This is a genomic window from Pseudomonas sp. AMR01 (genome assembly GCF_041946035.1).
GTDB lineage: Bacteria > Pseudomonadota > Gammaproteobacteria > Pseudomonadales > Pseudomonadaceae > Aquipseudomonas > Aquipseudomonas antarctica_B.
In genome coordinates, this window is the sequence record NZ_JAUTYR010000042.1 from 1 (window position 1) to 14,213 (window position 14,213).

Here is a 14,213-nt window from a genome sequence, read left to right on the forward strand (position 1 = left end):
GCGAGGCACCGAGTGGTGGGGCGAAGACCTTTTGGTTACTTTTGGGGCGTTTGCCAAAAGTGACCCGCTGTAAGAGCGGAACCAATTTAAGCCGTTACCGCAGCAACGGATATGTACCCCAACAAGCCGCCATCGCAGGCAAGCCAGCTCCCACACCAACCAGGTTCACACACGCCACTATCTGGCAGGCAGTAACTTCAACGTCCCACGCGTATTCGCCGTCACTTCCTCATCAGTAAAGTGCGCCTGCTCATACCCACCCTCAATATAGGTTTGCGCCTGATCACCATAGTGCGAATCAAACGGCACGCCGCTTTGCCCCACCGGGTTGATCGTCAACGCATGAGCCGGGTCAGCGAAGTCAATCAGCCGCCGCGTCGAAGGCCCATACGTCACCGGCCAAGGCGCCGGCCCAATCGCAGCCGATTGGTTATTCGGCACTTCGTGACTGCCGGGAGCCGGAAACGGCCCAACGTTAAACACCACATCCAACGGCTTCTGCATCCCCAACGGATGCCCGTGCGTCAAGGTGTGCGCCTTGCCCCACTGCCACTGACTCGGGTCATCACCAAACGTCGCCTTGAGATGCGCCAGGCTGTTATCCCAGGCAAGCTTCACGGTCTCGGCACGCTTGCCACCCCACCACGGCGAATCCGGCGAATCAGCCAGGCGCGGCAACGCAGCATCAATCACACGCGTGCTCAGCAGCGACTTGAACATGTTGTCGCCAAGCTTTGGATGAAAAGCCGCATCCGTCAGGTTGAACAAAAACTGGTTGAACAACGTGGCACTCGTGGACTCCAGCGGGTAATCACCCTTCCAGCTGGCGAGCTGTTCCACCAGCTTCAACTGCGCCGGATCCTTGACCACCTCACGCAGCACCGGCAACAACGGCGCCAGCAACCGTGGGCCATACGCGGTGGTTGTACCCAGCTGCAAGGCCTGGCTGTTATTCACATCCCACTTCACGCTGTTGTCGCTCAACTGCGCATTCAACTGCTGGCCACGGTCAGCCAGGTTGTAATAACCGGGAATCTCCATGCCAGTAGGCGACACCGGCTGCGCATTGGCGGACACCACATACCCGCGCGCCGGGTTTTCTTCCTGGGGGTTGGCGCTGAAAGGATAAAAACCCAACTTGTCGGCCTGAGCGCTGCTGCCATCCAGGATAAACCCCGGGTTGACCCCGGCCGGGCGGATCGGCAACTGCGCCGCCGCCCACCAGCCGATATCGCCCTTGGCATTCGCCCACACAATGTTCAGCCCCGGTGCCGAGACCTTGGCCGCTGCCGCACGCGCCTTGGCCAGCGTGTCGGCGCGGTTGAGCTGGTAGAACCCTTCAAGAATCGGGTTCTGCGTCTCAAGAAACGCCCACCACATGGCTATCGGCGTGCTGCCGGCGCTTTCGCCAAGCACGTCGTTGATGATCGGGCCGTGGGGCGACTGGCGCAGGGTAATGGTCACCGGCGCCTGGCCCTTGACCGCAATCTGCTGCTCGCTGCTGGTCATGTTGACCCACTGGTCGTGGTACCAGACCTGATTGGGATTGGCCGGGTTGACCTTTTCGGCGATCAGGTCGAGGTCATCGTTCTGGAACATGGTCAGGCTCCAGCCGAAATCCAGGTTGTGCCCCAGAAACGCCACCGGCACCAGGGCGTTGTGATAGCCATACAGCTCAAAGCCCGGCGCCGACAGTTGCGCCTCGTACCACACCGACGGCACCGAGAAGCGGATATGCGGGTCACCCGCCAGCAACGGCTTGCCACTCTTGGTGCGGCTGCCGCTGATGGCCCAGGCGTTGCTGCCTTCGAACTGCGGCAGGCCGTTGTCGGCCAGGGCTTTATCGCTCAGCGAGGCGAGGGCGCCGAGGCGGTTCCAGTCGCTGGCGGCGAGGTTCAGCGCGCCCTTGGGTTGCCAGTCGAGGTCGAAGACTTTCAGGTAGTCGCCGCCCAACTGGTCACGGATATACGTCAGCAAGGGCTCTGTACGAAACGCGGAGGCAAAGCTGTAGGCCAGGTAACCGGCAACGCTGATGGTGTCTTCGGCGGTAAAGCGGCGCTTGGGAATGCCCAGCACGTCGAATTCCATCGGGCTGGCGTGGCTGTCCTGATACTGGTTGATGCCGTCCAGATAGGCTTGCAGCGCTTTCCACGCCGGCGATTCGTGGTCCATGTGTTCCACGTAGCTCAAGGCGCGCTCGCGAATGCGCAGGCTGCGGAACAGTTTGTCGGTCTCCAGCACTTTGGGCCCCAACACCTCGGCGAGTTCGCCACGGGCCAGGCGCCGCATGATCTCCATCTGGAACAGCCGGTCCTGGGCGTGTACGTAGCCGAGGGCGCGGTACAGGTCGGTCTCGTTCTCGGCGCGGATGTGCGGCACGCCCCGGTCGTCATAACGCACGGTGACCGAGCCCTGCAGGTTGGCCAGGGTTTCGGTGCCCTGGCGGGTCGGTTGCTTGCTGTAGACATACCAGCCGGCGCCCGCCAGGAGGGCGGCGATCAGCAGAGCGAGCACGGTCAGGCTGCGTTTCATGGACGGTCCTTGAGTCATTCACCTTGAAGGTCAACGGAGTCTAATGGGTTTGGCGAAGGCTTGGGGAATTGCTGCTGCGACAGCCGAGGTTCAAGTGGAGAACACCTCGAAGCGGCTATTATTCCACCTGTCATCTTTGAGCTTTTCGCCATGACCTGCGCCCTGCAACCCCTGTCAGACTCCAGCCGCCCCGAGGCCACCTACGCGTGCTGCCTGGAAGCGCCCTCGCTGATCGGGCAGTTTTTGCAGCACCCGCCAACGGGCTTTGACGCTCGGCTGTCCGCTCAGGGCCTGCCGTATTTCTTCACGCCATTCGACCTGCTGACCACCGCCGACGACGCATTCGTGGCGCGTGTGCGCGGCTGGCCGGGGTATCGCTTCTGGCATTCGTGGATGCGTGTCGACAGCTGTTTCGTCGGCACCACGGTCAGCGAATACGCGCCGTTGCCACAACGCGTGGCGCCTCAGGACCTCGCGCAATGGCTGCAGGACGAATGCGTTACGCAACGCAAGCTCACTGTTATCAAGGATGTGCCGTGCGACTCTCCACTGCTCAGTGACGCGGACAACCGCTACGCCCAGGCCTTGATCGAGGACTGCACACGGCGCGGCTTTATCAGCCTGGAGGGCCAGGCGCTGGCGTATGTGCCGATCAACTTTACGACGATTGATGAATACCTGGCGCGCTTGTCCCACAGCCGTCGGCGCAATATCCGACGCAAGTTGCGCAGCCGTGAGGCCATGCGCGTGGACATTCTCGACACCGGCGATGCGCGTTTTAACGACGACGCCTGGCTGACGCAATTGTTTGATCTGTACAAGGCGGTGTACGACCAGAGCGAGATCCACTTTGACCTGCTGACCCCTGCGTTTTTCAGCGGCTTGCTCAGGGATCCCGACAGCAACGGCCGCGTGTTCTGCTACTGGCACTGCGACGAGCTGATCGGCTTCAACCTGTGCTACGTGCAGGGCGGCAAGCTGCTCGACAAGTACATCGGCCTGAATTACCCGCTGGCGCTGGAGTTCAACCTCTACTTCGTCAGCTGGTTTGTGAACCTGGAATACGCCGTGGCCAACGGCCTGAAATTCTATGTGGCGGGCTGGACCGACCCGCAGGTCAAGGCCAACCTCGGCGCCGACTTCACCTTTACGCGTCACTTGGTGTGGGTACGCAACCCGCTGCTGCGCAAGTTGGGCAATCGTTTTCGCCATCATTTTGAAAGCGACAACCAATGGCATCAGGAGCAAACCTCATGAGTGTGGCCCGAGCGCCGCTGATCCTGGATTTCGACGGCGCGGTCAGTGACATCCCCGGCGCAGTCACCGTGCCGCTGCAAACCTGGCAGGAAAAAATCCGTTTCGGCTGCAGTTGGGCGCAATTCAAAGCGTTGGAAACGGCCCTTGATGCACAAATGCCCGGCGATTATGGCTGCGTGTTCACGGGCAGCGGCGACTATCACCACCTCAGCCAACTGCTGCTGAACCGCCTGCCCACGCAGCAAAAATTCCAGCTGATTATTTGCGACAACCACCCCGACAACATGCGCTACCCGTTTGGCATCCACTGCGGCTCGTGGGTCTACTGGGCCAGCCGCTTGCCGCAGGTCGAGCATGTGCATGTGCTGGGCATTGGTTCGCAGGACATTTCCCTGGGCCACGCCTGGGAAAATCACTGGTCGCCGCTGCTCAAGCGCAAGCTGACCTACTGGAACGTCAACGTCGACACGCGCTGGATGAACTGGGTGGGCGCCGGTCGCGGCAATCGGGCGTTCAGCAATCCCGATGCATTGATGCACGCGTTTCTGGCGCAGTTTGATCCCTCGTTGCCGGTGTACCTGTCCATCGACAAAGATGTGCTCAGCCCGGACGTGGTGAACACCAACTGGGACCAGGGCGAGTTCCTTGAGCGGCATTTGAACGACCTGATCAGCGCCTGCGAGGGCCGGATCATCGGCGCGGACATCACCGGGGACGTGTCGGCCTACAGCTATCAAAGCACGTTCAAGCGCTGGCTGAGTGCGTCCGACGGCCAGGAGCAATTGCCTGCGGCGCAAATACATATCTGGCAGCAACAGCAGAACGAGCTGAATAGCCGGCTGGTGGCGCGCATCAATCAGGGCTGGCAACAATCGCCTTGAGCTGAGCGAGTATCCGTTCGAAGTGTTCGTCGCTCAGCCAATGGCTGTTGCTGATCGACAGGCTGCGGCGGGCGAAGTCCTCGGCCACGGTGATCGGGCCTGCCGGCTGCAACAGCGGGGCGACGGCGGGGTAGCCGGGCAGGGTGTGGATAAACAGGCGCGTTACGCCGAGCCCGGAGGTCCACAGCTGGGCCATCGCTGCATCACGGGCCTGTGCAGACGGCATCACCACCATCAGAAAAGGCCAGGTGCCTTGCTGCCCTGGCCGGTCCATCACCACTGAGACGCCGGGCAGGGCATTCAAGCGTGCTGCGCGGTGGAATGCGCGCTGGCGGCCTTGCTGCAAGTAGTCAGGCAAGCGAGCCAGTGCGGCGGCGCCGACTTTGCGCCGATAGCCGCCGAGACGGTGCAGCGGGATGTCGTCGACCGAAAAATCATCACCCACGGCGGCCACTTCATCGCCGTGTGCGAGCGCTGCGCGCAGGCCTTTGCCATACGCGTAATACAAACCGCGCGGCTGATAAACCAGCGCGTAACCCCATAGTTCGGCGCTACGTTGCAGCTCCCAGCGCAGGCTGAAGGGCAGGTCGTTGCGGCACTGGCGATGCAGTGCCTGATGCAGCACCGGGTCGCGGCTGAACAGCACGCCGCCTTCCGCCGTTGTCAGGCCTTTGCCGAGGGCCATGCTGAAAAACCCCACGTCGCCTTTAAGCCCCACAGAGTGGCCGTCGTCCAGCGCGCCCATGGCTTGGGCGGCGTCTTCGATCACTGCGGCGCCGACGCGACTGGCAATGCGCTTGGCCGTATCCACATCGGCCACGCGCCCCGCCAAGTGAGTGACCACCACCGCGAGGGTGCTGTCGTCGCACAACTGCGTCAGCTGGCTTTCATCCAGATCGATGCCGCCCTGCTGCAAATCACACGGCACCACCCGCAGCGGCGGGCAGTAATGGGCCGCCAATGCCACCAGCGGGCAGGTGTAAGCCGGCACGATCAGCCGGGTGCGGCCGGGCATGCGTTGCTGCAACACGCGCAGGGCGATGATCAGTGCGGCAGTGCCAGAGCAGGGCAACGCGGGGAGTGGGATCGAGAGTTGGCGCGCCAGCGCGGGGGCCAGTTCGCCCGAAAGGCCGAGTAAATCCTGCCAGCGCAGAGGCAGCCCTGCGGTGGGCGGGATTTCTCGGTGGAGCATTACGCGAGCGTTTCCGCAGGGTCGGCTTCGACGACTTTTTCGGCTTCGTCTTCACTGCGCGCCAGGCACAGAATGCCCGCGATGATCAGCGCGCCGCCGATGATTTTTGGCAGGGTCAGGCTGTCATCGAACAGCCAGACGGAGATCAGCGTGACGCTGATCAGCTCCAGGTGCGACGCCGCAAACGCAGGGCCTACCGGCGCGTACTTGAGCAACGTCATCCAGGTGAAGAAGGCGCCGATGTACCCCACGAAAGCGCCGTAGATCCACGGTGCACCAAATACGCGAACCAGCCAGGCGACATCCATCGCCAAGGGTTCTGCATGCACCGAGGCGAATTTGAAACTGACCTGCGCCAGTGTGTCGAAAATGATCAGCGCGAGAAAACCCAGGATATAAAAGCGTTTCATCATTCGAACCCTACGACGGTCACGCCACAGGCGATCAGCAGGATGCCGATCAACCGCCACTTGCTCAGGCTTTCCTTGAACAGGAAACGCCCGGCAATCATGATCACCACAATGTTGATCGAGCCGAGCATCACGCCCACCGACAACGGCACCAGCGACAGAAATGCCAGCCACAACACGAATTCGAAGACGTAGCAGATGACGCCGAGCCAGATCCACGGGCGCTTGAGCATGTGCTTCCAGTGCGCCAGGCCGTCATGTTCGGCACTGGCGGAGGCGGCGGCTTTGAATGCCAGTTGGCCGGATGTATCAACGATCACGTTGAGCATCCAGAGGATGATGGTTAACTGGCTCATATGTTCCTGTCGTCTGCTTTACAAACCCGCTGGAAAACTACGATACAGGAGCCTGCTGGCCGGGTGACTGGAGTTTGCCGGTCGAACAGCTTGTGTTCAGTTTGACGCATTGCCCCATTGGCAATAGCAGCCCACCGCCAGGGTGTGGGTGGCATCGACCTCGCGCCCGGCGTCCAGGGCCTTGAGAATCGGCTCGATAAAACTGTTGCCGGTGTTACACGTCAGCCCTTCGCTGTAGGGGCCGAAGTACGCCAGTTTTCCGCTGCGATCCCAAATGCCCACAGCCGGTGTGGCCGGTACCTGGTCGGCACCGTACAGGCCGGCGAGGGTTTTCATGTCGCGCAGGTTGTCGGGCAGCTTGCCGTGGCTGCCGGCTTTTTGCAGGGCATAAAACTCGACGCCCTTGGGCGCGTAGTGCTCAATCAGCTCGCCCAGGTGCTGCTGGTTGCCGACATTGCACGGGCACGCCGGGTCCCAGAAGTGCACGAGGCGGATCGGGCCGGGGCCTGCCAGTTCGGCGGGCAGGCGCAAGGCATCGCCGGAAAACACCGCCGTGTGTTCGCTGAACGCCCGCAGGTAGCGGCTCTGAAACCAGTCATACGCCGTCCACAGCACGCCGGCGCAAATGACCAGAAGCAGGCTGGCGAACAAGGCGGAACGGTAGGGTTGTCGCATTCAGATCAATCCTCGAAGGTCGCGTAGCTTGCCATGCTTGCCCTGACAGATGAATATCGCAGCTCGATATTCATCTTCACCGTGAGTCTGGAACCCTTTATGCCTGTCAGTTTTGACCCCGATCATCTGCGCGAAAGCTTGCGGCCTTTAGTGGATGCGCAACCGCTCAGCGCCGAGGCGCGGGTTTATCAGCGTTTCTACGGGCTGGACTTGCCGGCGCGCGCAGTGCCAGCGGTGAGTCGCCTGGGACGCTTCGAGGTGGATGGGTTTCAAGTAGTGGCGCAAGTGTGGTGGCCGCCGGTGCCGGTGGCGACGATGTTCATGTTCCACGGCTTCTATGACCACATGGGGCTGTACCGCAACGTGGTGGACTGGGCGCTGGATCAGGGTTTCGTGGTGATTGCCTGCGACTTGCCGGGCCATGGCCTGTCCAGCGGCGCGCGCGCCAGCATCGATGATTTTGCGGTGTACCAGGACGTGGTGCAGGCGCTGTTCGCCCAGGCGCAAACGCTGCAACTGCCGCAACCCTGGCACCTGTTCGGGCAAAGCACCGGTGGTGCGGTGTTGGTGGACCACGTGCTCAACCATGGCGCCGACAGCCCGGCTCAGGGTGAAACCTTCCTGCTGTCGCCCTTGGTGCGCCCGCGTGCCTGGGGCTGGTCGCAGGTCAGCTATTACCTGCTGCGCCCGTTCGTCAAAGGCATTGCGCGACGGTTCAGCGAGAACACCCACGACCCTGCATTCAAACCCTTCCTTGAAGCCGACCCGTTACAGCCGCGCCAATTGCCGACTGCCTGGGTGGGCGCATTGTCGCGCTGGATCAAACGCATCGAAGCCGCACCGCGCAGCCCACGGCGGCCGGTGATTGTGCAGGGTGAGGAAGACATGACGGTGGACTGGCAACACAACTTGCAGGTGCTGCGAAGCAAGTTTGATCAGCCCGAGGTATTGATGGTGCCGCGTGGAAGGCATCACTTGGCGAATGAGATTCCAGAGATTCGCGAGGAATACTTCCGGTACCTCACGAATCATCTGAAGTAACCCAATCCAAATGTGGGAGCGGGCTTGCTCGCGAATACGGTGTGTCAGCTGACAAATCAGTTGACTGACACTCCGCTTTCGCGAGCAAGCCCGCTCCCACATTGGTTATTGCGACAGGCTGGAAGTGCTTTGGCCGACGGCAAGACCCGCACGAATCGCTGCCAGTGCCGCCTTGTAATACGCCTTACCCTCCGGCGACTCCGCAAACGTGGCGAACTCTTCCAGCTCCGGGTCAGACAAATCCCGATAGACGTACAGCAACGTGTTGTTCAGGTCATTGCCAATCTGCTGCATCAACCGCTCACGTTGGCCATTCAACATGCCCTGCGCCTGACCACCGCCCAACAAACCGGGGATCATCTGGCTCAAGCTGTCGGCGGCTACACCGGCAATTGCCAGGCTGACTTCCGCACCGGCTTCACGGGCCGGTAACGCTTGGGCGAGGTGGCCGATGATCAGGCTGCGGGTGGCGTCGGCTTCGATGTGCGGCAGGCCCTGAGCATTTTTGGCCAACTGGTCGCGGCGGGTGGCGAGCAACTCGGCGGCGACGATCTTGCGGCCCAATGGCGACTGGAAAAACGCCAGTGCAGGTTTCGGGTCCGCGAGGTTTTGGCGCAATTGCGCTTCGGCGCGCTTGTCCACCGCCTGGGCGGCAAAGCGTTTATTGCTGTTGTCGACCAGCGCCTGGTACACCGCTGGCGGCAGGCTATTGCGGTAGCGCTGCTGGGTCGCACTGAGGGCGTCATTGAAATGCGCACGTTGTTCGGCCCAGCCGGCAACCTTGTACAACTGGTCATGGCCGTCTGCCCAAGCGGGCAAAACGCATAACATCAGCATGGAAAAAAACAAACGACGCATAGGGACTCCTGTCAGTCGGCCACTATTGTCCGTGTCGGGCGTAGGATTTGTCGAGAAATCCTATCGGCTACCTGACTAAAGTGTATTCAGACGCTCGGCGGCTCTGTCGGATTCACAGGCGTATGGATACTATGCGCGCCATGCAAATCCCCCTCGATCATCCTCTGCTGCAACGCATTGTGGACGACCTGGCCGAAAAAGGCTGGTCGCAGCAGAACGGCTTCCTGCCCCAGGCTCTGACCCTGGAACTGGCGGCTGAGTGCCATAAACGTGCGGCCGAAGGGGAATTGGCGCCCGCCGCAGTCGGTCGCGGGCCGGCGCAGGAGATCCGCGAGGGCATTCGCGGTGACCATATCCAGTGGCTGGAAGAGGGCGACGCGGCCGTCTGTGAGACCTACATGGGCGTGATGGACAGCGTGCGACAAGCGATGAATCGCGGGCTGTTTCTGGGCCTGGAAGATTTCGAAAGCCATTTCGCGATGTACCCGCCGGGCGCGTTCTACCTCAAGCACGTGGACCGTTTTCGCGACGATGACCGGCGCATGGTTTCGGCGGTGGTTTACTTGAACGAGGACTGGCTGCCCGAGCATGGCGGCCAGTTGCGCATGTACCTCAAGGGCGGCGTCGAATACGACGTGGTGCCCACCGGCGGTTGCCTGGTGGTGTTCCTGTCCGGCGAGGTACCCCACGAAGTCCTGCCCGCCACGCGCGAGCGCTTGTCCCTCACCGGCTGGTTTCGCCGGCGCGGCAACGAGCCGTTTTAATCATGGAAAAGATTCTGGTCAGCCGCTGCCTGCTCGGGCACAAGGTGCGCTACGACGGCGAGGCCAGCGGGCCGTTCGATCAATTGGCGGCGTGGCAGGCTGAGGGCCGCGTCGTTGCGATCTGCCCGGAAGTGTCGGGCGGTTTGCCGACGCCCAGGCCATCTGCCGAGATTCCCGGCGGGCAGGGCATCGATGTGTGGGAAGGGCGCGCCCAGGTGCTGACGGCCGAGGGCGAAGACTTCAGCGCCGCCTTCCTCGACGGCGCCCGCCAGGCATTGGCGCTGGTGCAGCGCCACGGTATCCGCATCGCTGTGCTCAAGGCCAACAGCCCATCCTGCGGCAACCTGCTGACCTATGACGGCACGTTCAGTGGGGTGAAGGTCAGCGGCGAAGGCGTCACGGCGGCGCTGCTCAAGCGCCATGGGGTGGTGGTGTTCAGTGAGCTGGAGTTGCCCGAGGCAGCACGGCATCTCTTAAGCCTTGCATAGATCAAAAGTGTGGGAGCGGGCTTGCTCGCGAATGCGGTGTATCAGTCAGCACATTTGTTCCTGACATACCGCATTCGCGAGCAAGCCCGCTCCCACATTTGGTTCTACTGCATTTTGCCTACCGGTGCATCCCCGGCAAACCACTTCTGCGTCAACGCCTTAACCTGATGCAATGCCTCGTCCAAACTACTTTTGAACGCCGGATTGCCTCTTTGGAATGGAGTCGCCAGCTCAGGTGTTTCCTTATAGGCGTCACTGAAATCGAACCGATCCTGCAGCTCGACAGTCAGAGCAATATGGTTGATAGCCACATCGTATTTGCCGAATTCAACGCCTGGCAGCAAGTCGGCGTCCTCGGACAGCAATGTGTCGTGAAGTTGTCATAACCCAACAGATTTCCCGCAGAAACTGGAGAAACGAATGAACTCTTTATTGTCCCGTGCCACGATTGCCAGCCTGCTGCTGGGTGCTTCCATGTTGGCCAGCGCTGCTGAAGGTATTCCGCGCAGCGCGCCACCAGAAGGTGCCAAAGTGTTTATCGTGTCGCCAAAAGACGGCGCCACCGTGGATAAAACCTTCACCGTCAAATTCGGTATGGAAGGCCTGAAACTGGCTCCGGCCACCAGCCAGGATCCAGGCACCGGCCACCATCATCTGCTGATCGACCAGAAAGAACTGCCGGACGCCAGCATGCCGATCCCGGCCACCGACACCGTGATCCACTACGGCAAGGCGCAAACCGAAACCGAGCTGACCCTGACCCCAGGCAAGCACACGCTGCAACTGGTCGCCGGCGACAAACTGCACATGCAGTTCAACCCGACTGTGGCCTCGAAAGTGATCACGGTTAACGTCAAGTAAGCGTTGTTCAGATGAAAAAAAGGGAGCCCCGAGGGGCTCCCTTTTTCGTGGTGCGTTGAAACCTTAGAACAACACGCGGCTGCGAATGGTGCCGTTGATGTGCTGCAGCTTCTCTTGCGCCAGGTCCGAGTACTCGGCGTCTACGTCGATTACCACGTAGCCGACCTTCTCGTTGGTCTGCAGGAACTGACCGGAGATGTTGATGCCGTTTTCCGCGAAGACCTTGTTGATCTCCATCATCACGCCAGGGATGTTCTGGTGGATGTGCAGCAGACGGTGCTTGCCAGGGTGAGCCGGCAGCGCCACTTCCGGGAAGTTGACCGACGAGACAGAAGTACCGTTGTCGCTGTACTTGACCAGCTTTTCCGAGACTTCCAGGCCGATGTTGGCTTGGGCTTCAGCGGTAGAGCCGCCGATGTGCGGGGTCAGGATCACGTTGTCCAGGCCGCGCAGCGGGCTTTCGAAGATGTCGTCGTTGGAGCGTGGCTCCACCGGGAATACGTCGATCGCGGCGCCGATCAGGTGCTTGTCCTTGATCGCGTCGGCCAGTGCGTCCAGCTCGACCACGGTGCCACGTGCAGCGTTGATCAGGATGCCGCCTTTTTTGATGGCGCGGATTTCCTTCTCGCCGATCATCCACTGGGTCTCAGCGGTTTCCGGAACGTGCAGGGTGACGATGTCGGACATGCCCAGCAGCTCGTTCAGGCTCGACACCTGAGTGGCGTTGCCCAATGGCAGCTTGGTCAGGGTGTCGTAGAAGAACACCTGCATGCCCAGGCCTTCAGCCAGTACCGACAACTGAGTGCCGATCGAGCCGTAACCGACGATACCCAGCTTTTTGCCACGGATTTCGAAGGAGTTGGCTGCGCTTTTGATCCAGCCGCCACGGTGGCAGGAAGCGTTTTTCTCAGGGATGCCGCGCAACAGCAGGATGGCCTCGGCCAGCACCAGCTCCGCAACGGAACGGGTGTTGGAGTACGGTGCGTTGAACACCGCGATGCCGCGCTCGCGTGCAGCGTTGAGGTCGACCTGGTTGGTGCCGATGCAGAAACAGCCGACCGCCACGAGTTTCTTGGCGTGATCGAAGATTTCTTCGGTCAACTGAGTGCGGGAGCGAATGCCGATAAAATGCGCGTCGGCGATCTTTTCCTTTAACTGGGCTTCCGGCAGAGAACTGGTGATGTACTCAATGCTGGTGTACCCGGCGGCCTTCAGGACTTCGACGGCCGATGGGTGGACGCCTTCCAGAAGAAGGAACTTGATCTTGCTCTTATCGAGAGAAGTCTTGCTCATCTGCGTAAACCTGTATCCCGGAGAAAAATGGCAGGGAATCGGATCGAGTAAGCTGACCCGGACGGCAGGAAAGCCGTCACCGCAAAACGCCCTTGGGCTCTGTCCTGCGGGGGCGGTATGCTAGCATACGTGCCCCGCTAAACACCCATTCCTGCGACGTGAAGCGTTCTCAGGATGACCATGAATTGTTCGAGAGTTCTGTCGATGACCCATCCTGCCCTGATTGATGAGCTGAAGACCCTGGTTGAGCCCGGCAAAGTACTGACCGATGCAGACTCCCTGGAGACTTACGGCAAGGATTGGACAAAGCATTTCGCCCCCGCGCCCACCGCCATTGTCTTCCCCAAGACCATCGAGCAGGTGCAGGCCATCGTCCGTTGGGCCAATGAACACAAGGTGGCGCTGGTGCCATCGGGTGGGCGTACCGGCCTGTCGGCAGCTGCGGTGGCAGCGAATGGCGAAGTGGTGGTGTCGTTCGACTACATGAACCAAATTCTTGAGGTGAACCTCACCGACCGCACTGCCAGGTGCCAGCCGGGCGTGGTCACCAAGCAATTGCAGAACGTCGCCGAAGAAAAAGGCCTGTACTACCCGGTGGATTTCGCCTCGTCCGGTTCCAGCCAGATCGGCGGCAATATCGGCACCAATGCCGGCGGGATCAAGGTTATTCGCTACGGCATGACCCGCAACTGGGTGGCCGGCATGAAGGTCGTCACCGGCAAGGGTGATGTGCTGGAGCTGAACCGCGACCTGATCAAGAACGCCACCGGCTACGACATGCGCCAGCTGTTTATCGGCGCCGAAGGTACGTTGGGTTTTGTGGTCGAAGCGACTATGCGTCTGGACCGTGCGCCAAAGAACCTCACCGCGATGGTGCTCGGCACCACTGATTTCGACTCGATCATGCCGGTGCTGCACGCCTTCCAGAGCAAGCTCGATCTTACCGCCTTCGAGTTCTTCTCCGACAAGGCCCTGGCCAAAGTCATGGGCCGTGGCGACGTGCCGGCGCCGTTCGAAACCGAGTGCCCGTTCTACGCGCTGCTGGAATTCGAAGCCACCACCGAAGAAGTCGCCAACCACGCCCTGGAAACCTTCGAACACTGCGTGGAGCAGGGTTGGGTGCTGGACGGCGTGATGAGCCAGAGCGAAACCCAGCTGCATAACCTGTGGAAACTGCGCGAGTACATTTCAGAAACCATTTCCCACTGGACGCCGTACAAGAACGATATTTCGGTCACCGTCTCCAAAGTGCCGGCGTTCTTGAAGGAAATCGACGCGATCGTTGGCCAACACTACCCGGACTTCGAAATCGTCTGGTTCGGCCACATTGGCGACGGCAACCTGCACCTGAACATCCTCAAGCCGGAAAACCTGAGCAAGGACGAGTTCTTCGCCAAGTGTGCCACCGTGAACAAGTGGGTATTTGAAACCGTGCAGAAGTACAACGGTTCGATCTCCGCCGAACATGGTGTTGGCATGACCAAGCGCGATTACCTGACCTATAGCCGTTCGCCGGTTGAAATCGACTACATGAAAGCAGTGAAAGCGGTGTTCGACCCGAACGGGATCATGAACCCTGGCAAGATCTTCGCTGTTTAACCGCCC

General features: G+C 60.7%; 14 protein-coding genes and 1 pseudogene. 7 read left to right on the plus strand and 8 right to left on the minus strand.

The annotated features are described in order from the left end of the window. Positions 1-177: 177 nt before the first annotated feature. Positions 178-2,532 carry a penicillin acylase family protein gene (locus tag Q7C20_RS23455; protein ID WP_375070617.1) on the minus strand — a complete coding sequence of 785 codons (2,355 nt, stop codon included), beginning with the start codon at positions 2,530-2,532 and terminating at the stop codon, positions 178-180. A gap of 150 nt (positions 2,533-2,682) precedes the next feature. On the opposite strand from Q7C20_RS23455, the gene Q7C20_RS23460 reads away from it, so the two are divergent. Together Q7C20_RS23460 and Q7C20_RS23465 are read left to right on the plus strand one after the other, a co-directional pair. Further along, on the plus strand, positions 2,683-3,789 hold the full coding sequence (locus Q7C20_RS23460; RefSeq protein WP_375070619.1) for a GNAT family N-acetyltransferase: 1,107 nt from the start codon (positions 2,683-2,685) through the stop codon (positions 3,787-3,789). Next, the gene (locus Q7C20_RS23465) at positions 3,786-4,670 is read left to right on the plus strand and encodes a hypothetical protein (protein WP_348056807.1); all 885 of its coding nucleotides are present in this window, start codon (positions 3,786-3,788) and stop codon (positions 4,668-4,670) included. The genes Q7C20_RS23460 and Q7C20_RS23465 overlap by 4 nt, the downstream gene beginning before the upstream one ends. Here the strand turns inward: Q7C20_RS23465 and Q7C20_RS23470 are convergent. From Q7C20_RS23470 to Q7C20_RS23485, 4 genes are all read right to left on the minus strand, one after another. After that, positions 4,642-5,862, minus strand: coding sequence for a DegT/DnrJ/EryC1/StrS family aminotransferase (locus Q7C20_RS23470; RefSeq protein ID WP_375070621.1), 1,221 nt, complete (start codon positions 5,860-5,862; stop codon positions 4,642-4,644). The genes Q7C20_RS23465 and Q7C20_RS23470 overlap by 29 nt on opposite strands. Further along, a complete protein-coding gene (locus Q7C20_RS23475) occupies positions 5,862-6,272 on the minus strand; it encodes an EamA family transporter (protein WP_348056811.1) in 411 nt (136 codons plus the stop codon). The genes Q7C20_RS23470 and Q7C20_RS23475 overlap by 1 nt, the downstream gene beginning before the upstream one ends. Next, positions 6,272-6,628: an EamA family transporter gene (locus Q7C20_RS23480; protein WP_375070623.1), complete on the minus strand. Its 357-nt coding sequence runs from the start codon at positions 6,626-6,628 to the stop codon at positions 6,272-6,274. The genes Q7C20_RS23475 and Q7C20_RS23480 overlap by 1 nt, the downstream gene beginning before the upstream one ends. 96 nt (positions 6,629-6,724) lie before the next feature. Further along, the gene (locus Q7C20_RS23485) at positions 6,725-7,303 is read right to left on the minus strand and encodes a DUF6436 domain-containing protein (protein WP_375070625.1); all 579 of its coding nucleotides are present in this window, start codon (positions 7,301-7,303) and stop codon (positions 6,725-6,727) included. A 99-nt stretch (positions 7,304-7,402) separates the two neighbouring features. On the opposite strand from Q7C20_RS23485, the gene Q7C20_RS23490 reads away from it, so the two are divergent. After that, complete coding sequence (locus Q7C20_RS23490; RefSeq protein ID WP_375070674.1) at positions 7,403-8,344, plus strand: alpha/beta hydrolase; 942 nt, start codon at positions 7,403-7,405, stop codon at positions 8,342-8,344. A gap of 105 nt (positions 8,345-8,449) precedes the next feature. Here the strand turns inward: Q7C20_RS23490 and Q7C20_RS23495 are convergent, their stop codons facing one another. Next, positions 8,450-9,202, minus strand: a complete 753-nt coding sequence (locus tag Q7C20_RS23495) for a DUF2059 domain-containing protein (RefSeq protein WP_375070627.1) — start codon at positions 9,200-9,202, stop codon at positions 8,450-8,452. A 131-nt stretch (positions 9,203-9,333) separates the two neighbouring features. Here Q7C20_RS23495 and Q7C20_RS23500 point away from each other — a divergent pair, with 131 nt between their 5' ends. Both Q7C20_RS23500 and Q7C20_RS23505 read left to right on the plus strand, forming a co-directional pair. Further along, entirely contained in the window at positions 9,334-9,966 is a 633-nt protein-coding gene (locus tag Q7C20_RS23500; RefSeq protein WP_348056875.1) for a 2OG-Fe(II) oxygenase, read from the plus strand. 2 nt (positions 9,967-9,968) lie between these two features. Beyond that, positions 9,969-10,454, plus strand: a complete 486-nt coding sequence (locus Q7C20_RS23505; RefSeq protein WP_375070629.1) for a DUF523 domain-containing protein — start codon at positions 9,969-9,971, stop codon at positions 10,452-10,454. A gap of 104 nt (positions 10,455-10,558) precedes the next feature. Here the strand turns inward: Q7C20_RS23505 and Q7C20_RS23510 are convergent. Continuing rightward, positions 10,559-10,819: pseudogene (locus Q7C20_RS23510) on the minus strand (transporter substrate-binding domain-containing protein); the annotation flags it as partial. Between the two features lie 55 nt (positions 10,820-10,874). On the opposite strand from Q7C20_RS23510, the gene Q7C20_RS23515 reads away from it, so the two are divergent. Continuing rightward, entirely contained in the window at positions 10,875-11,315 is a 441-nt protein-coding gene (locus Q7C20_RS23515; RefSeq protein ID WP_375070631.1) for a DUF4399 domain-containing protein, read from the plus strand. Positions 11,316-11,378: 63 nt separating this feature from the next. Here Q7C20_RS23515 and serA read toward each other — a convergent pair whose 3' ends face one another. Then, entirely contained in the window at positions 11,379-12,608 is a 1,230-nt protein-coding gene (serA, locus tag Q7C20_RS23520) for a phosphoglycerate dehydrogenase (protein WP_375070633.1), read from the minus strand. Between the two features lie 204 nt (positions 12,609-12,812). On the opposite strand from serA, the gene Q7C20_RS23525 reads away from it, so the two are divergent. Beyond that, positions 12,813-14,207 carry an FAD-binding oxidoreductase gene (locus tag Q7C20_RS23525; RefSeq protein ID WP_348056825.1) on the plus strand — a complete coding sequence of 465 codons (1,395 nt, stop codon included), beginning with the start codon at positions 12,813-12,815 and terminating at the stop codon, positions 14,205-14,207. Positions 14,208-14,213: the final 6 nt, after the last annotated feature.